15 protein-coding genes and 1 pseudogene are annotated in these 17879 nt (G+C 48.2%); 13 read left to right on the top strand and 3 right to left on the bottom strand.

The window, feature by feature from the left end:
• Positions 1 to 97: 97 nt before the first annotated feature.
• The 5 genes from AB4Z29_RS28890 (at position 98) to AB4Z29_RS28870 (ending at position 7667) form a co-directional block, all read left to right on the top strand.
• Positions 98 to 2899, top strand: coding sequence for a beta-galactosidase (locus AB4Z29_RS28890; protein WP_441946412.1), 2802 nt, complete (start codon positions 98 to 100; stop codon positions 2897 to 2899).
• Between the two features lie 73 nt (positions 2900 to 2972).
• Entirely contained in the window at positions 2973 to 3893 is a 921-nt protein-coding gene (locus AB4Z29_RS28885; protein ID WP_183565370.1) for an ABC transporter permease, read from the top strand.
• Between the two features lie 12 nt (positions 3894 to 3905).
• A complete protein-coding gene (locus AB4Z29_RS28880) occupies positions 3906 to 4817 on the top strand; it encodes a carbohydrate ABC transporter permease (protein WP_441946411.1) in 912 nt (303 codons plus the stop codon).
• 76 nt (positions 4818 to 4893) lie between these two features.
• Positions 4894 to 6498: a DUF3502 domain-containing protein gene (locus AB4Z29_RS28875; protein WP_441946410.1), complete on the top strand. Its 1605-nt coding sequence runs from the start codon at positions 4894 to 4896 to the stop codon at positions 6496 to 6498.
• 407 nt (positions 6499 to 6905) lie between these two features.
• Positions 6906 to 7667: a sugar phosphate isomerase/epimerase family protein gene (locus AB4Z29_RS28870; protein ID WP_441946409.1), complete on the top strand. Its 762-nt coding sequence runs from the start codon at positions 6906 to 6908 to the stop codon at positions 7665 to 7667.
• 567 nt (positions 7668 to 8234) lie between these two features.
• Here the strand turns inward: AB4Z29_RS28870 and AB4Z29_RS28865 are convergent.
• Entirely contained in the window at positions 8235 to 8690 is a 456-nt protein-coding gene (locus AB4Z29_RS28865) for a hypothetical protein (protein ID WP_441946408.1), read from the bottom strand.
• Positions 8668 to 9111 carry a hypothetical protein gene (locus tag AB4Z29_RS28860; protein WP_441946407.1) on the bottom strand — a complete coding sequence of 148 codons (444 nt, stop codon included), beginning with the start codon at positions 9109 to 9111 and terminating at the stop codon, positions 8668 to 8670. The genes AB4Z29_RS28865 and AB4Z29_RS28860 overlap by 23 nt, the downstream gene beginning before the upstream one ends.
• Before the next feature lie 299 nt (positions 9112 to 9410).
• Between AB4Z29_RS28860 and AB4Z29_RS28855 the strand changes: the two genes are divergently transcribed.
• The 3 genes from AB4Z29_RS28855 (at position 9411) to AB4Z29_RS28845 (ending at position 12363) form a co-directional block, all read left to right on the top strand.
• Positions 9411 to 10502: a low temperature requirement protein A gene (locus AB4Z29_RS28855; protein WP_441946406.1), complete on the top strand. Its 1092-nt coding sequence runs from the start codon at positions 9411 to 9413 to the stop codon at positions 10500 to 10502.
• Between the two features lie 94 nt (positions 10503 to 10596).
• Positions 10597 to 11235 carry a ThuA domain-containing protein gene (locus AB4Z29_RS28850; protein ID WP_441946405.1) on the top strand — a complete coding sequence of 213 codons (639 nt, stop codon included), beginning with the start codon at positions 10597 to 10599 and terminating at the stop codon, positions 11233 to 11235.
• Between the two features lie 138 nt (positions 11236 to 11373).
• The gene (locus AB4Z29_RS28845) at positions 11374 to 12363 is read left to right on the top strand and encodes a Gfo/Idh/MocA family protein (RefSeq protein WP_441946404.1); all 990 of its coding nucleotides are present in this window, start codon (positions 11374 to 11376) and stop codon (positions 12361 to 12363) included.
• Positions 12364 to 12499: 136 nt separating this feature from the next.
• Here AB4Z29_RS28845 and AB4Z29_RS28840 read toward each other — a convergent pair whose 3' ends face one another.
• Positions 12500 to 13126, bottom strand: coding sequence for an SGNH/GDSL hydrolase family protein (locus AB4Z29_RS28840; RefSeq protein WP_441946402.1), 627 nt, complete (start codon positions 13124 to 13126; stop codon positions 12500 to 12502).
• A 392-nt stretch (positions 13127 to 13518) separates the two neighbouring features.
• On the opposite strand from AB4Z29_RS28840, the gene AB4Z29_RS28835 reads away from it, so the two are divergent.
• From AB4Z29_RS28835 to AB4Z29_RS28815, 5 genes and pseudogenes are all read left to right on the top strand, one after another.
• On the top strand, positions 13519 to 13713 hold the full coding sequence (locus tag AB4Z29_RS28835; protein WP_441946401.1) for a hypothetical protein: 195 nt from the start codon (positions 13519 to 13521) through the stop codon (positions 13711 to 13713).
• 249 nt (positions 13714 to 13962) lie between these two features.
• A pseudogene (locus AB4Z29_RS28830) lies at positions 13963 to 14052 on the top strand (DUF3934 family protein); the annotation flags it as partial.
• A 360-nt stretch (positions 14053 to 14412) separates the two neighbouring features.
• Complete coding sequence (locus AB4Z29_RS28825) at positions 14413 to 15372, top strand: acetylxylan esterase (protein ID WP_441946400.1); 960 nt, start codon at positions 14413 to 14415, stop codon at positions 15370 to 15372.
• A gap of 526 nt (positions 15373 to 15898) precedes the next feature.
• A complete protein-coding gene (locus tag AB4Z29_RS28820; protein ID WP_441946399.1) occupies positions 15899 to 16813 on the top strand; it encodes a GGDEF domain-containing protein in 915 nt (304 codons plus the stop codon).
• Positions 16788 to 17876 (top strand): GGDEF domain-containing protein, encoded by a 1089-nt coding sequence (locus AB4Z29_RS28815; protein ID WP_441946398.1) that lies wholly within the window; start codon positions 16788 to 16790, stop codon positions 17874 to 17876. The genes AB4Z29_RS28820 and AB4Z29_RS28815 overlap by 26 nt, the downstream gene beginning before the upstream one ends.
• Positions 17877 to 17879: the final 3 nt, after the last annotated feature.

Here is a 17879-nt window from a genome sequence, read left to right as displayed (position 1 = left end):
TGTATTTATTTTCTCTACAAATGTAACGGGTTTCATGAAACGGGTTACATATTAAGCATATTAAGCTTATGAAGCTGATCCTTTGGGAGGGTGCCACATGATGATGGAAACGGAAGCGAAAGCAGCTGTACGATTCGATGCGGATGCTGTAAGAATCGGGGAAACGCCGCAAGTCCTGCTATGTGCCTCATTGTTTTATTTCCGCATACCGCGAGCGCTGTGGCGGGAGCGGATGGAGCAGCTCAAAGCATTCGGCTATAACAGCATTGACGTATACTTTCCTTGGAATTATCACGAAAGAGCAGAAGGGGAATGGGATTTCAGCGGCGAGCGCGATATAGCGGCGTTTCTAACGGAGGCTGCGGAAGCGGGCTTGTACGTAGTAGCTAGGCCAGGGCCTTACATTTGCTCCGAGTGGGACGGCGGTGCATTGCCGGCTTACCTGCTGACCAAGGGTGTGAAGCTCCGTGACAATGAAGCAGGTTTCCTCGGCTATGTGTCCAAGTGGTTCGATCAAGTCCTGCCGCTCATAAAGCAGCAGCAAGCAGGCGAGGGCGGAACGGTAATCGGCGTTCAGCTCGATAACGAGCTTGATTTCTATGACTGCCATGATCCCAAAGGGTATATTAGCGCTTTGCGCGATATGGCGCTCAGTCATGGCATTACGGTTCCGCTGTTCGCTTGCGCCGGACAAGGCGGCTTGCTGCAGGCGTCGGGGCTTGCCGACAACGTCGTGCCAAGCTGCAACTTCTACCCGGACAACCGGGATGCGGAATTTGAGCAAAAGGTGCTGCATTATGGTCAGGCGCTATCGAAGCTCGGGTATCCGCTGCTTGTAACGGAAACGAACCGTGCGCATTACCTGCTGAGAAGATTGCTGTCTTGCGGAGCGAAGCTGCTCGGTCCCTATTTGCAGGTATCGGGTACAGACTTCGGCTTTACGAACGCGACGAACAATTGGGGGAAGCCGCTGGCGTTTATGACATCGGATTATGATTTTGGAGGGATGATCTCGCCGGAAGGACATATTCGTGAGGAGGCGTATGATGGGAGATTGCTGGGTCGAATGATTGCGGCTTATGGAGCGGCGCTCGCACAGGCCTTGCCAGAAACAGAGGTGTCATCTGCGTGGGCGATAACCGGAGATCGCCAGGGCATTGCGGGTCCTTTCTCGCTTCAGCTAAGCGGCGGGGGAAGCCTCCTGTTCGTCACAAACCTCGATGAGCGGGACAAACAAATTATTCTCTCGGCTGCGGACGAAGCGAAAACTCCCGCGCAAAACGGTTTTACGCTCCGAGCAGGCAGGTCGCTGGCACTTCCCTTTGAAGTTCCGCTTAGCTTATGGGGCATGGAAGGCGTACTGCAAAGCTCGACGGCTGAGCTGTATTATGCAGAACAATCGGCGTCAGGAGCAAGTCTCGCTTTCCATACGGACGGCAGCGGTGAAATTGTCATTCGGATGAATGAGCCAAAAAGCGTGAATGCGGTCCACGCGGCGTCGGCTTGGTCGGACGGGAAGCTGACCATTCGCTTTGATGGGCTGGAGGCTGGCTGCTGCTCCATCGTCGATGCTGACGGGGCTGCGTTTAAGCTATTGATTACCGATAGAATGAAAGCGCTTTATATGGAGGGTGTAACGGAGGACGGCAGCGTAATTGAAGGTCAACCGCTCGTTTATTCGGATCAGCTGGAGGAGGCGGCGAGCGAGTGGTCGTTAAGCGGATTTCAAGCTACCTCGCTGCTTGCCTTACAGGCTGAGGATAGCAGATTGACTTTAGACAGCGCCGACTATCTGGAAGAGGCAGACATATTCCGCGGCTTTGCCGGCTACGAAGCATCCGTCGCCTTGATGAAGGGAGAGCTCGTACAAGGTTACCTAATCAAGCAGGGCAGCGATGTCATATCGTTATATGCGGATGGGCAATATGCCGGAACGGCGGTTTCTGGCGGAGGCAGCGCCTATCTGCCGCTGGTCCATACTCTGCAGGAGGGAAAACTGCATGCAAGGGTGGAAATTTGGGGGCACTCCAACTTCGACGATGCCCGGCTTCCCGGCCTTCGGCTTCATGCAAGGAAAGGCTTGAGAGGGATAGCGGCGATTACAGAGGTGCGTGATCTAAGCGGGAACTGGCGCGTTTATCGCGCAGCGGAGCGAAGCTTGCGCAAGGAACTGATTGAGGGACAGGATGACAGCCTGTGGCCGATAATCAGCTTTGGAGGCTGGATGTCGCCCGATCATCCCGCATTTGAATATTACCGCAGAACGTTCCGTGCAGCTGAGAGCGCTAATTCATGGACGCTGCACTTTAAAGGCTTGCAATCATTAGCTCGTTTGTTTGTAGATGGAAAGGACGTAGGCGCCATTCATCCATTCGATCCCTTTGTGGACATATCGGAGCATGTGACGGCAGGCGAAGACGTGGTTCTTACCGTATTTGTCGAGCGGGTGCTTGGCCTTCCATCCGGACGGGTGTACGTGTATGAAGGAATAGAGGCTGTAGATTGGACATTGCAGGGAGCGGAGGAAGCGGAGCTTCTGGCACATGCTAAGAGCAGTCGAGCAGGCGCAGCAATCATGCAATTGCCTGTTGCACTGGAGCCGGGCGAGACAGCGTGGCTGCATGCTTCGACTGTCAACTCGGAAGCGGGAGCGGGATGGCGGGCCAAGGTAACAGGTACGGGGCTTAAGCTTACCGTATTTCTAGGAGGCCGCATCGTTGGCCGCTTATGGCTGGCTGGTGGTGAGAGCAGGCCAGTACTGACGGGCGGCAGCCCGGATTCCTTTTATTTGCCGGGCGCTTGGTATGAGGCAGGCAAGGGTGAACTCACGATTCTGTTAGAGGCGGTAGATCGCGAGCAACAAGGAAGGCTGGACGCCATTACGTTCATGTCCGTCTAGTCCATGACTGCGAGGGGGAAACAGGATGCAAACGACCATAGTAGGTAGAGAGCCGGAGAGAAAGCTGCAGCGAATGAAAGGCGGCAAGCTGAAGCGGTTTTGGAACAATAAAACGCTGCTGCTCATGTGCTTGCCGGCCATTGCCTTTTTCGTTATTTTCGCCTATCTGCCGATGCCTGGCTTGTATTTAGCGTTTATTAACTACAATTACTCCGACGGCATATTCAAAAGCCCGTTCGTGGCGTTCGATAATTTTCGTTTCCTTGTCATAAACGGCGATCTGTGGCGGCTATCGTTCAATACCGTTGCCTATAATTTGGTGTTCATCGTGCTCGGGAACGTACTGCAAATTTTCGTCGCTATTCTTCTGAATGAGATTCGCCGCAAATGGTTCAAGAAAGTGACGCAGACGCTCATGTTTCTCCCGCATTTCATATCGGCCGTACTGATCGGCCTCATTGCTTACAACATTCTGAGCTACGATTACGGCATATTGAATACGCTGCTGGAATCGCTTGGCATGGAGCCGGTCAAGACGTACTCCGATCCGAAAATATGGCCATTTATCATCGTGCTGACCTTCCTTTGGCAGTCCACCGGCTACGGATCCATCATTTATTTCGCAGCGATCATGGGTCTGGACAATGAAATCATCGAGGCTTCGGAAATTGACGGCGCCAATGCATTCCAGCGCATCATCTATATCGTGCTCCCATGGCTGAAGCCGACCTTCATCATTCTGATGCTGTTCTCGCTCGGGGGCATTCTTAAAGGGAACTTCGGATTGTTTTTCAACCTTGTCGGAGCGAACAATACCGCCTTGTATCCGACGACCGATATTATCGAAACGTATGTATTCCGGTCGCTTATGACCAATTTCAACTTCTCGATCGGCAGCGCCGTCAGCCTTTACCAATCCGTATTCGGCTTTGTCGTCGTCTTGACAGCCAACTGGCTCGTCCGCAAGGCTTCGCCCGAAAACTCGTTATTCTAGGAGGTGACAGCTATGGAAAACAGGGAAGATTCACGGAGTATCCGTACGGATATGAGCGGAATGATCGTAAAGCTATTCGGCTATCTGTTCATCTCGTTTTTTGCGCTATGCTGCCTGCTTCCATTCTTGCTCGTTCTCGGTACGTCGCTGACGGCGGAAGGGGCGATCAAGAAATACGGCTTTAACTTCTGGCCGCGTGATTTCAGCACCTTTGCTTACAAAATCGTGTTCGAGAATCCTGATCTGATCATTGGCTCTTACTTGGTTACGATGGCAATCACGATTGCCGGAACGGCGCTGGGGCTCTTCCTCGTTGCAATGACGGGCTACGCGCTGCAGCGTCCAGACTTTGGCTACCGGAACGGCATCTCGTTTTTCATTTATTTCACGACGCTGTTCTCGGGCGGTCTCGTACCGTTCTACTTGCTCATGACGCAATATTTGACGCTGAAGGATAATTATTTGGCCGTATTGCTGCCAGGGCTGCTTAGTCCGTTTCTCATTATTATGATGAAAAGCTTCGTCCGATCCATTCCGCATGCGATTACGGAGTCCGCCAAAATCGACGGAGCAGGCGACTTTACGATTTTCCTCAGGCTGATCCTGCCCATGACGACGCCGGCCTTAGCGACAATCGGATTGTTCATCGCATTGGGCTATTGGAACGAATGGTACAATTCCATGCTGTTCCTATCACCGGATATGAAGTACCGTCCGCTCCAGCTGTTCTTGTACAACGTCGTGACAAGCGCCGATTTCATCCGCAATTCGTCCGCCGCGTCCAATGTGCAGCTTCGCGACATGCCGCTCGAATCCATGAAGATGGCAACTGCTGTCGTGGCAACGGGACCTGTTATTCTGTTCTACCCGTTCGTGCAGCGGTATTTCATCAAGGGTATTACGGTTGGCGCTGTAAAAGGCTGATGTGCCGCGGGCCGCAATCCGGCCACTTCACATAACGGGCGATGCCCGACTTATGAACATAAAGGGGAGAAGTGCGATGTCCAGCGTAAAGAAGGTTTCCGCTCTGTTGATTGCGATGATGATGATCTTCACTCTTGCAGCATGCTCAGGCAATAATGGCGAGAACAAAGAAGGCGGCAAGAACGAGGGAACTGGCAACAAGGGCAGCACGAATACAACGGATGGCACCAAAGGAGCGGATACCTCGAAGTTCGTCAAAGTCAGCTACGTTGTTCTCGGCGACAAGCCGAAAAACGGACAGTTCGAGAAGGTACTGGCTGAAGTAAATAAAAAAATGAAGGAAAAGATCAATGCGGAGCTCGAGTGGAAATGGGTCGAGTGGGCGGATTGGCAGACAAAATACAATCTGCTGCTCGCGTCCGGCGAAGCAATCGATCTGATCACAATCGGCACGGACTGGCTGGATACATGGGGCAACGCACAGCGCGGAGCATTCATGAACCTCGATGACCTGCTGCCGGAATATGCGCCACAGACGTGGAACTCTGTTCCGGAGGAGGACTGGGCGGAGAGCAAATACAATGGCAATATCGTATTGATACCGGAAAATGAATATACACAGTGGGTTAACCATGGATTCTTCTACCGCGGAGATTGGGCGAAGGAAGCAGGCATTGCTGATCCAATCAAGGATTGGGAAGGCATCGGCCAATATCTTCAATTCGTGAAGGATAACAAAGAAGGCGTTGTACCTTGGGATGCTGTTGCGTCCACGTCTACTTTTGGCGGTTATGCAGCATCCTACACGGATCAGTTGGAGCTTCCAATCTCAACAGGTTACTTGCCGGTGTTCACGACCAAGTCCTTCGACGAGAAGTTTACGGTCGTAAGCCCCGTATTCGAGGACACGTTCCTGAACTTCGCGACATTAATGAAGGATTGGGCGGATAAAGGCTACTGGCGCGAGGATGTATTGAATAACAAAAACGACAATCGCTCCGCACTGCGTGCAGGCTTGTCGGGTCTCGACCAGCATCATACGCAAACGTTTGGCGGTTTGCGCGTACAGATGGATAAGGATCAGCCAGGCTCTGAGCTGCAAATGTTCCCGTTTGCCCGCACAGGAGGCAACAATCTCACGGAGCTGTCGATCACGCATGGCGGAACCTCGGTTGGGGCGCATAGCAAAAACCCTGAGCGTGCGCTTATGGCCTATGACTTGATCCGCAATGACGAGGAAATTTACCATCTGATCAACTACGGCTTGGAAGGCGTTCAGTATGAGGTGAAGGACGGCAAGCGCGTTCAGCCAGAAGGCTACGATGAGGCAAAGGATGCGTTCTATGCAGACTTCTGGGGCGGTCGTGTCGACAAATTCGAGATTCCGAGCGTAACGACTTGGGATCAGCTTGAAGAAACGATGTACGCCGAATACGATAAAATCAAAAAGCCTTACCCTTATGGCCAGTTTGTATTTGACAAAACACCGGTTGAGGCTGAGCTGACGGCAATCACGCAGGTATCGGGCGAAATGGGCCCAGCGATCACGTACGGAAAAGCAGGCGATCCGGCGCAAGCGGTTGAACAATTCCGCAGCAAGCTGAAAACAGCCGGCTATGACAAGGTGCTTGCCGAGCTGCAGCGCCAAATGGATGCTTACAAGAAGCTGATTGAAGGATAATTCAGCAGAGCATTAAGATGTAAGAGGATGCTTCATGCAGAGCAGTGTAAAAAGTGTAAGAGCTTGCTTCATGCAGAGCAGTGTAAAAAGTGTAAGAGGATGCTTCATGCAGAGCTGCGTAAAAAGTGTAAGAGGATGCTTCATGCAGAGCTGCGTAAAAAGTGTAAGAGGTTGCTTCAAGCACAGCCGTGCACAAAGCGTAAGAGGATGCGTCATGCACAGCTGTGCATGACACCTCTTGCGCTATTTTTTTGCGCTGCTTGCTGGCGGCTTTATATTGGTCAATTATAATCAAGTGGCACCCCCTTGTTGGCTAATTTAAGTAAAGTAGCGCTTTCATCTCTAATGTTACAATGAGTATATGTTACTTAATTGTTTTGCTAATAGATGAAGAAGGCGGCGAAGGCATGAACCTATCGAATATCGCAGTGCAGCTGTATACGTTGCGTGATTATTGCAAGACGGAAGCAGATTTGGAGCAGTCTCTCAAAAAAATAGCAGATATCGGTTATCAAGCGGTTCAAGTATCGGGGATTGGCCCCATTGCGCCAGAGAAGGTGAAAGAGCTTGCTGACGCTGCGGGCCTTCGCATCTGCGCGACGCATGTCGGACTTGATTCCCTGCTTCATGATTTTGACAATACCGTTCAGAAGCACAAGCTGTGGAACTGCAAGTACGTAGGGCTTGGCAGCTTGCCTGATGAGAACCGGACGAGTGCGGAAGGCTATTCCAGCTTCGCCAAGACGGCTACAGAAATCGGTCGTAAGCTGCAAGAGCATGACCTGCAATTTATTTATCATAACCATCAATTTGAATATCAGAAATTCGAAGGCAGAACGGGCATGGACATTTTGCAGCAGGAGACGGATTCAACAGCCGTAGGCTTTGAGCTGGATACGTATTGGGTACATGTCGGCGGGGTGAATCCAGTTGATGCTATTCATCAGGTAAAGGGACGCATGGGCGTCGTTCATCTCAAGGATCTGGAAATCGTAGATTACCAGCAAGTATTCGCGGAGATCGGAGAGGGCAACCTGAATTTCAAAGCGATTATTGAGGCATGCAGAGAAATCGGCGTGGAATGGTACGTCGTGGAGCAGGATGTTTGCAGACGCGATCCATTCGAAAGCTTGGCGATCAGCTTCCGCAATTTGCAGAAGTTTTTGTAAACGAAACGAAGGCAATGAGAAAATGGGCTCAGCACGCAAAAATCAGAAGCAGCTATATAATATGAACGAAGCATGAGTATGCCTTTATAGCTGCGTGACCAAAGCCATTCTTCCAATCGCGGTTGCAGCCAAATGGTTTGGGTTAGTTAACTTCATATAGGGTTGCCATTTGGTCTGCAAAAGCGAGCATTCCATTTCTCCAGAACGACTTTTTTCTCTCCACCTGCGCTCGCTCTATCGGACTAGGCTACGCTGCACTTTGTACAACATAATCGACAATACTTGCCCAACTCGACTCGTACACTGCAGTTTGTGCAATGGATTTCCAATTATAGAGTGATATTCACCGGTTTGGAGCTCAATCTACTGCAGTATTACAATGTAGCCATCCGAAACAGCGCTCATGTAAGGTTTCTGTTGTATGAAGTGCAGTCTAGGCTGCTTTTCCTTAAACGAGCCGGAACTTTCAGTACATGATAAAGCGAGTTGCGGAAGGAAATCAAAGAATTTGACTGCACTGCGACCCTTCAGAATGATCTACTCGCGCAGCGCCCAAAGCGCAAATTTCTAGTTCAACTTATATAGTTTGATTTCATAAAACAGTTTAACAATTTGTTCATGAATTTCCGTTGGTGCAAAACCAGTCTTTGTACTACCCGAAAACTTCGACTTTTCGTTAAAAGTAAACGATAACGATTCACATTTAGCATGTGGAGTTACAACTATTTTATTATTGCCAATCTCATCAATGCTCCAGTTATTTTCATTAGAATATATCTTCACTTGGTCTGGTTTTTTGAAAACGCTTTCAGATGAAGATGCAGTACCCTCATAATGAATCGATATTCCCACATTAGAACCTCCGAACCAGCCGCTTTTTTCCAATAATAACATATCAACATTGGAAGTATCCTGCCAATTAGCGTAATGAAGCAGCCGATCATTGTGGTCAGCTGCTTTCGTGTTTTTGTTGCTATCTTTTCCAGTTTGCTTAATCACCCTACATGTGTTGTTGAGTTTCATCCGCTCTTCGAACGATAAATGGCTTCATAAAGTCATAAAACGCGGGCAGATATGCCTTGCCTCCTTCGCAAAGGACATACCCATCTCCACCAACTCCCACCGTAAACGTAAAATGTTCATCTGATTTCGTCGTTAAGGTTACTTGAAATGGGCCTCCTTTTGGAAAAGGGCCAAGATAAGGTTTTACATCTTCTTTTCTTGCTTTTCTTAAGATTGTGATAAGTGTATCAATCTCATGAGTTGTAAGCATCCAGCGAAATCTAGGACCCCATTTTACATACGCTGTTTCGACTTCGTTTGCAGTCAATCTAAATACCCGCATTTCAGAATTAGTAGGAAATACGTTAGATGAATCAGCGACAGCAGTTGATGTGCAAAATAATTGGCAGATAACTAACAGCACGAATAATTTTATTTTCATAAGTACACCTCGTCGTTTTTAGGTGATAATTCCCTAAAGGAAATGGTATTCCTAGTATGCTGCTCGTTAGTCTAATTATCACGTCAGCCTTATTCTTTATTTCTGCTGACAGGAGCGCAGATCTGATTTATTCTTGTCTAGGCATGAGGATGATATTATTGGAAAAAGGAGATTGACAAAGAAGCTGAAATCATATATCTTTAATTTAAGATAACTCAATTAAAGGTATTCGTGCGCACCGAAAAAGCTTGTAAGAGATTCCTTAAGCTGGCGCAATCGATGAGGGAGGCCGACAAGGAATGGAAGAAAAAAAGGTTACGTGGCTGGAGCTGTTTTATGACTTATTGTTTGTCGCTGCCATATCTAAAGCTACGCATGTGCTGCTCCATGTGGAACATGGCACCATCTCACTGGAGCATCTCTCCAAATTCATTCTTATATTCATACCGATCTGGTGGGCTTGGGTAGGGCAGACGGTTTATAACAATCGATTTGGGCGGGACCTTGCTTCACACCGCATCTTTATGATTCTACAGCTGTTTTTTGTTTTAATTATGACGGCCAGCCTGAATGTGGATTTTGATTCCAACTATATTCCGTTTTTTATAGGATATATAGGCTCCAGGGCATTGACCGCGATCCAATATATGATTACTCAAAAGGTTGAAGTGTCCAACAGGCAGGAAACGGCTCGGTTTTTCGGCAAATATTTCTGGCTCGGCATCATCATCTCTGCTTTTTCACTCTTTTTTGATTCATGGATAAGATACGCCATTCTATATGCCGGCATCGCCATTGATATTCTCGTTCCTCTTATTGGCCGCAAGCATTTGGTGAAAACGCCGGTACACACCGCGCACTTATTAGAGAGATTCGCGCTCTTTACTTTAATCCTGCTTGGGGAATCGGTCATAAGCATGCTTGCCGTATTGCAGTCCGATAAGCTTACAGGCTCTTCTATTCTATATGCTGCAATGGCTTTCGTTTTGGTCATAGGCATATGGTGGCAGTATTTCGAGAACGTGGAGAAAAATGTGGATAAAGCGAAGCGGACTGCAGGCCAGACGATTATGTATGGACATTTGTTCATTTATTTGTCGCTGAGCATGATTGCTGCTTCCATCCAGCTCTTATATCTGAACCAGCTTGATTACCGGTTCATGGTCGGGTTTATATTCGCATCGGTGCTGTTGTACCTGTGGTCGGTCATGTTTGTTCTTTACGCCTACCGCTACAAGCATTTAAAACCAAAGCTAAGCATCATTATCGGGCTCACTGTGCTGCTAGGCGTCTTGTATGCTTTAAATATGAGCATAACCGTTGCTCCTCCCGTTATTTTGGCAGAAATCATGGTATTCTTCCTCGTATTTGCCAAAGTGACCCATCGGTAAGAGGCTGAATGAATACTATTATCGGAAGCGATACGATGTAAAAACGTTTATACTTTTGATAGACTTACCACAATATGAAGCGGGGGATACATGAATGAAAATAGGTGTGATTTGCGACGATTATTGGCATCCGGGCAAGCTTGTCACGGAAGGCTTGGAGCTCCTTAGCGAGCAGGGGTATACCTTTCATTACATTCAGCATGCGTCGGAGTGGTCAAGGGAGTGGATGAATGAGCATGATGCCGTTGTGCTTGCCAAGTCAAACCAAGTATCGGATGTCGATGAAACGCCATGGCTGACTCCGGATATTCAGCAGCAGTTCCAAAGCTACGTGGAGGAAGGCAAAGGGCTGCTCGTGCTTCACGCGGGAGCGGTTGGCTACCGTGCCGAGCCGCTATTCTACGAGCTTGTTGGCGGTGTGTTCGAGCATCACCCGAAGGCATGCCCGGTGACGATTGCCAGTACGAATAAAGAGTTAGGAATTGCAATCGCGCAAGGAGCCTATACGATACATGATGAGCATTATTTTATGGAAGTGATCGACGAGCGTATTCAAGTATTCATGCAATCGGTGTCGGTGCATGGCACGCAGCCGGCCGGTTGGGTTAGGGAGCAAGGAAAAGGCCGGGTATGCGTGCTGACGCCTGGGCATTTCCTTCCTGTCTTGCAGCATCCTGACTATCAAGCAACCATTAAAAATGCGATTAATTGGGTAAGCGCTGCTCGCAGCTAGGCAGGAGAAATGTACTGGAACGAATGAATCGAATAGCGGGCCAAGCTCACAAATGAATTCGCTTTCTCGTAGTGATGACCTGTATAATTAGGAATAGCAATACATTTCATTATTTTATTCAGAGGAGTGAATGGATTAATGTCTCTACAAACGATTAAATGGGGAATTCTCGGTCCAGGCTGGATTTCATCTAAGTTTGCAGCCGATTTGGCATTCGCAGCTGGTGCAGAGCTAGTTGCCGTTGGCGGAAGAAACTTGGAGAAGTCGGAGAAATTCGCCAAGCAATTCAATATTCCGCGTGCATATGGGAGCGTAGACGAGCTGGCCCAAGACGCTGAGGTTGATATTGTATATGTAGGAACGCTTCATCCGATACATAAAGAAAACGTGCTTGAGCTGCTTCGCGCAGGTAAAGCCGTTGTTTGCGAGAAGCCGTTTACGATGAACGCCGCTGAAGCAAAGGAAATCATCGAACTAGCCAGAGATAAAAAAGTGTTCCTCATGGAAGCGATGTGGACGCGGTTTCTTCCGCCGATCCRTAAAGTGATGGAATGGATCGCTGCGGACAAAATCGGCGAGGTTCGTCTGGTGAAAGCGGATTTCGGCTTTGATATCGGCTGGGCTCCGGAGAGTCGTTTGCTTGATCCTGCGCTAGGCGGCGGCGCGCTTCTGGATGCCGGTATTTACCCGGTATCCTTCGCATCGTTAATTTATGGCGAAGCGCCAGCCAAAATCATGAGCAGTGCCCGCATAGGCGCAACGGGAGTGGACGAGCAGTTCTCGCTGTTGTTCGAATATGAGGGCGGTCGCACCGCTGCGCTGAATGGGGCTGTTCAGCTAGGCATGGTCAGTGACGCTTACATTTACGGAACGAAGGGACACATCCATGTACCGAATTTCCTATTCGGGAAGTCGGCAAGCCTTCATGCGAAGGGCGCAGAAGCTGAATCGTTTGTCGACAACCGTCAAGCAGAGGGTTACGCATTCGAAGCGGAAGAGGCAATGAATGCGCTCCGCGAAGGCAGGCTCGAGAGCTCGATTATCCCGTTAGACGAGACTTTGACTATCATGAGTACACTCGATGAGATTAGAAAGCAATGGGGACTTCGTTACCCGGCTGATGCATAAGCGCTGCTACGCAGCCTTAATGGCCAAGTGCGAGACTCTTAAGCGATATTCTTAGGGCAAAAATAAAAGGAGCGGCTCCCTAGTGATCATCTTGGGGGCGCTCCTTTTGTATTGTATAGAGAATAGCTGGCTTGCGTTACGCTTTGACAGCTTTCAGCCATGCATGCGCGATGAGCGCGGCACCAGCCGGTGACGGATGAACGCCGTCCGGCGTCCAATAAGCTGGGCCTGTCTGGGTTGCGGCTTGAGCGAATAATCCATCGAGAGGAACGTACAGCGCCTTGAATTCTACAGCTAGCTCGCGAACCGCTTGAATCTTCGGATCCAAATCCTCGCGCCATTGCTTCTGGCTGTCATTGACAGGCAGCACGAAAGGTTCAATGAGGATGAGATTAGCATGTAACTGCTCCTTCGCTGAATGAAGCAGACGGCGGTAAGTCACGTAATATTCTTCCGTGCTAAGCGGATTGTTGCTGTCATAGCGGCGCCAAGTGTCATTGATCCCTACGTATACGGACAACCAGGTCGGATTTAGTGAAAGACAGTCCTCTTCCCATCTGCGCTCCAAATCTACGACGCGGTCTCCAGATACGCCCCTGTTCAGAAATGCAGCCTGTTTCTCAGGATATTTGCTTTGGAACAATGCGGTGACAAGATTAGCATAGCCAGATCCGAGGTTAGCGCTGTCGCTGCGGTTTCGTCCGGCATCGGTGATGCTGTCTCCTTGAAATAATACGACTGCGTTCTGTTCAATTACTGTCATTCTAAACCCTCCAATAGTTTGTAATGATGGTTATGATAGGTTGTCATATATATCCATGGAGTATTATTTCTGCAAGCGCCATCATTGTATCTGCTGTTTTATCATACATACGGTTGACACCGAAGGTCAATACCATTCGCGAGTATCCATTCTCGTAAAATAGGAAACAATTGTTACGGAAGTTTCTATTTATATTTGTCGTAATTTCCTATTTAATAGAAGGAGGGGAAACAAAGGATTTTAAGGACATGCAATCTATTAGTGGAATATTCTGAAAATTAAGAAATATAATATAAGCATACGATTTGCTAGATTATCTTAACTTTTCTTCATAATTTACTCAGGAAAGTTTAATGTTCGTGTTCTATAATCGAATTAAGGGAGTGATGGGAATGACCTCTTCTTACTTCAACGAATGGCTAGATGAATACAATGATTATATGAGACTGTACATGTTTTTTGGCGATGAGTGCTACCTAGAGCATGCGCGGGAGACATTGGCGAGCTTAAAAGCCATTATCGTTCGCGCGGAGCGTCATCAAGACATCGTATGTAAAATAATGAGCAATACGGTTCATGCTTATTGAGAATGACGCAATGGAGCAAACCAACCACGAAAATCCTAAAGCTTATGCATGCTAATGAAGACTAGCATACGTAGGCTTTAGGATTTTTTTATTGTATGAAATTCATGTTTATGGGCTCGCATAAGAATCTAAGCGCTCAATTAATGGTATACTGATTAGTAATGATAACGAGGAGCAAGATTCGGAAAGATGCTTTAGCTGCATTTTAAGAAGTTTAACTCGGCATAGTAGACATGATGGAGTGATGATATGAGCGGTGCAAAGGGTAAAGGCGGGACAGGCAGAGGAACGGATAAAAAGGGCTGGAACCGCTGGCAAGCAGGGGAAAAGAAGAAATTAGCGAAAAAGGTGTTTGGCAGAAACAAAAACGGGAAGAGCGCTGAAGGCGAGAATGGCAAGCCAGACGCTGCCGGGACGCCGAATGCCAAGAGCGCTAACATGACCAAAGGCAGTACAGCTTTTAAAGGCGGAACTTCGGTTAAAAGCAAGAATACATCGAAATAGTTCGCGTTTAGAATCGCCTGCAAAAGGATAGGCCGCGGTTTGCCGGAAGGTGAAGCCTGCGGTCTTTTTATTGTTTTTTTATAGAAACGCAAGGCAGACACTTCCATTTTTTTTGATTTCAATTAGAATGAGGGTAACGCTTTCAATCGGAAAGCAGCTATTATAAACAGCTCAACATTATAGGAGGTATTTGTAATGCCGTGTATCGACATGTCGTTGGATCAATTAATAAGCTATGAGGGCGTGAGTCCGCGTCCTGATGATTTTGATGCGTACTGGGATAGGGCCATTGCGGAGATGAAGGCGGTGGATCCGCAAATCGAGCTTGTCCCAAGCAGCTTCCAGGTTCCATACGCGGACTGCTTTGATTTGTATTTCACAGGCGTACGCGGCGCGCGTATCCATGCCAAATACATAAAGCCCAAAAACGTGTCGGAGCCGCATCCCGCGATTGTGCAGTTCCACGGCTATAGCGGCCATTCCGGCTCTTGGCATGATAAGCTCGGTTATGCGGCGCTCGGCTACTCCTTCTTCTCCCTCGATTGCCGCGGGCAAGGCGGGTACTCGGAGGACACAGGAGGCGTTAAGGGAACTACGCTCAACGGGCATATTATTCGAGGCTTGAACGATCATCCTGACGAGCTGCTGTTCCGCCATATCTTCCTGGATACTGCGCAGCTTGCAGGGATTGCGATAAATAGCGCTGAGGTTGATCCGGAGCGGGTATATGCAATGGGAGGTTCTCAAGGCGGCGCATTAACGATCGCCTGCGCGGCGCTTGAGCCGAGAATCAAGAAGCTTGCACCTGTTTTCCCATTCTTAAGCGATTATAAACGGGTATGGCAAATGGATTTGGCTAAGGATGCTTATGCGGAGCTGCGCACCTTCTTCCGCCACTTTGACCCGCAGCATAAACGGGAGGAAGAAATTTTCACGAAGCTTGGCTACATCGACATCCAGTTTCTAGCCTCGCGCATCCGCGGCGAAGTATTGTTCGGCGTAGGCTTAATGGATACGATCTGCCCTCCGTCAACGCAGTTTGCCGTATATAACAAAATAACGGCGCAAAAAAATCTGGAAATATATCCAGACTTCGGGCATGAAGACCTGCCTGGTTTCTCGGATATGACGATGCAATTTTTCCTGCAAGATTAGACATAATATGAAGACTCGATAAGCAGAGCAGTTTATAGAAGGGCGATCGTGCAGAGCAATAGGCTGCATGATCGCCTTTTTTTCATTTCATTCTAAAGGGAGTTTGAGTTTTTTGGCGAAATGTTGTAGGCAAAAGGTCTCTGATTTCGAACCGAATCTAACTCGTTATTGGGTCTGAAACACTATGAAATCTCTCATATTTGATTGTCCTGTCGATAGTAAAGCACTATAATAGTCATATTGCATGGATAATTTTGTGAAAAAACATTACCTGCCAAATTAACTCGCAAAGTGGTGACTAACGCTGGCGCTTACCCGTTACAAAAATAATCGGTCATGGAATCGATGGGTGCTATCCTTCTACTGGGTTCTTTCTGCTCTCGTTCTGATATTAGCCGAAAGCATTCATCTCATTTCAGGGGGATTAGAAGAATGGTCCAGGAGCTATATCTTTCCTCCCAAATATTTCATGACGGCAGCGTTTTTAATTAGCGCTTTGTTCATAGCAGAAGTTTTCATTCGTTATTTGAAATCTTATTTTGATTATGTTCTTATTATAATCGGCTACGTGTTCGCCATGGTCATCATGCTCGGGTTTGGCAAAAATGTTGACGGTCTTTATGTGAGCCTGGATATCCCTATTATCGTTTCATTGTTTTATCTTAGCAGGCGGCGGCTGTGGTTCTCTGTACTGCTCACGCTGGGCAGTCTCTTTATATTTTTGATGGTCAGCGATTCCATACGGGCACAGATTAATCATTATGATTTGATTGCACTGCTTGGGATGATTATCGGGACAGGCATGATTGGCTATGGCATCTTGAAAAGAGGGACAGAGCTTCGGCAATCGCTAGAGAGGGCGGTAAGCTCGGAGATAGAAGCCTTCATTGACTCGGTCTCCACACAAAGCGCGTCCAAGTATGATCATCTAACGGGCTTGTATAACCATATTACCTATCAAGAATATTTAACCGCGCTCACCGAGCAGCATGCGACGTATGACATGCCGCTCCAGCTTGCTGCGCTGGATATCGACAATTTCAAAAGCATTAACGATAGATTTGGCCATCATGTCGGAGACACGATTCTTCAAGAAACCGCCTTACTGCTAAAGTCGTCGATTTCAAGCGAGGACATAGCTGCAAGGTACGGAGGGGAGGAATTTGTTCTGCTCCTGACTGGCAAGACGATGGAGGAAAGCAGCGATTTGCTTGAGCGAATTCGGGAGCGCCTCGCTTCAACCGACTTTCCCCAGCTTGCGGGCCAGCGCGTGACAATCAGCATCGGGTTAGCTGAGTATAGCAAGGAACTTGGGAAAAGCGCCTTGTTTAAGCTGGCGGACGGTTATTTATACGATGCGAAACGCGCTGGGAAAAATCGTGTCGTCTCGCCGCTTCAAAAGGGGGATCGAGCGGATGAGAAAATTATTTACTGCTCCTAAGCATTTATCGAATTGGAATAATATGATGCGGCTCTCCTATTGGGCAATGAGCCTCCTCTCCATAGCAGCCGTAATGATGACTTGGGTGTTTGTGGCTAACGATAATCCGGAGAGATTGCCTGCTTTCTTGGAGAAGCAGGTATTGATCAGAAACAGCTTAGTGTTTGGAACGTTGATTGTAGCAGAAGTGATTTACCGTCTAAAAAGCAGTCTGCAGGATTATATTATTATTTTTTTGGGCTCCTGCTTTGCCGCCATTACGCTTGCTTTATCCTCACCGCAAGTGACGGGCGTACAAATCGTAATGATTCTGCCCATATTGGTTTCGATTCTGCACTTTAATTATGGAAAAGTTTTATTCGCTTGCTGGATTACGATGATTACCTATTTATTCGTTATGACAGTCGTTCCTGTTTACCGCTATGATTTCCCTCTTTCGCAGAAGGCTGTGGGCTTCTCTTTTCTTATTATCGTTACCCTTGCCGCGCTTGGCATTGTCAATCGAGGACTGCAAATGATGAGGGAAGAGAAGGCCGCTCTGCGCAGCGAGAAAAAGCATCGGCTGCAGCAGCAGGCTGCCCACGAAGCGTCAAGCTTGGATGCGTTGACTGGTCTGGAGAATCATAAAACGTTTCAAGAACGAATGCGCGCAGCGGTCGAAGAGGGAGAGAACCGGCCGATTCATCTTGCTGTTGTCGATATTGATAACTTCAAGCTAGTCAATGATACATACGGTCATGCGGTAGGAGATACCGTGTTGCGTAAAGTAGGGAAGCTGCTCCGCGATTGCTCACAGGATGGCATCATCCCGTCACGCTATGGCGGCGAGGAATTTACCATTATTTTTACAAGAATGAATGGAAAAGCGGTTGCTGAATGGCTGGAGCGAATTCGGATAGAAACAGAGCGTCTGCGATTCGAAGAAATGGATGATCACCATGTAACGATTAGTATCGGCTTCCATCAGCTGCAAGCGGGGGAGACGCGCGATGTGCTGTTCCAACAGGCAGACAAAGCGCTATATTCGGCTAAACGCAGCGGTAAGAATAGGATTATGTGGTGATGC

The sequence above is a fragment of the Paenibacillus sp. 2TAB23 genome (assembly GCF_052115165.1).
In the GTDB taxonomy this organism is placed as follows: domain Bacteria; phylum Bacillota; class Bacilli; order Paenibacillales; family Paenibacillaceae; genus Pristimantibacillus.
The sequence above is the reverse complement of the archived record's forward strand: the minus strand, read 5'-3'. Positions and strand labels throughout refer to the sequence as shown.

Bases quoted from the DNA above. Each gene is read 5' to 3' on its own strand.
- AB4Z29_RS28835 (WP_441946401.1), top strand. From the start codon at position 13,519: ATGACCTCTTCTTACTTCAACGAATGGCTAGATGAATACAATGATTAT.
- AB4Z29_RS28855 (WP_441946406.1), top strand. From the start codon at position 9,411: ATGGAAGAAAAAAAGGTTACGTGGCTGGAGCTGTTTTATGACTTATTG.
- AB4Z29_RS28840 (WP_441946402.1), bottom strand. From the start codon at position 13,126: ATGACAGTAATTGAACAGAACGCAGTCGTATTATTTCAAGGAGACAGC.
- AB4Z29_RS28860 (WP_441946407.1), bottom strand. From the start codon at position 9,111: ATGAAAATAAAATTATTCGTGCTGTTAGTTATCTGCCAATTATTTTGC.
- AB4Z29_RS28825 (WP_441946400.1), top strand. From the start codon at position 14,413: ATGCCGTGTATCGACATGTCGTTGGATCAATTAATAAGCTATGAGGGC.
- AB4Z29_RS28865 (WP_441946408.1), bottom strand. From the start codon at position 8,690: ATGAAACTCAACAACACATGTAGGGTGATTAAGCAAACTGGAAAAGAT.
- AB4Z29_RS28875 (WP_441946410.1), top strand. From the start codon at position 4,894: ATGTCCAGCGTAAAGAAGGTTTCCGCTCTGTTGATTGCGATGATGATG.
- AB4Z29_RS28880 (WP_441946411.1), top strand. From the start codon at position 3,906: ATGGAAAACAGGGAAGATTCACGGAGTATCCGTACGGATATGAGCGGA.
- AB4Z29_RS28890 (WP_441946412.1), top strand. From the start codon at position 98: ATGATGATGGAAACGGAAGCGAAAGCAGCTGTACGATTCGATGCGGAT.
- AB4Z29_RS28850 (WP_441946405.1), top strand. From the start codon at position 10,597: ATGAAAATAGGTGTGATTTGCGACGATTATTGGCATCCGGGCAAGCTT.
- AB4Z29_RS28885 (WP_183565370.1), top strand. From the start codon at position 2,973: ATGAAAGGCGGCAAGCTGAAGCGGTTTTGGAACAATAAAACGCTGCTG.
- AB4Z29_RS28815 (WP_441946398.1), top strand. From the start codon at position 16,788: ATGAGAAAATTATTTACTGCTCCTAAGCATTTATCGAATTGGAATAAT.
- AB4Z29_RS28870 (WP_441946409.1), top strand. From the start codon at position 6,906: ATGAACCTATCGAATATCGCAGTGCAGCTGTATACGTTGCGTGATTAT.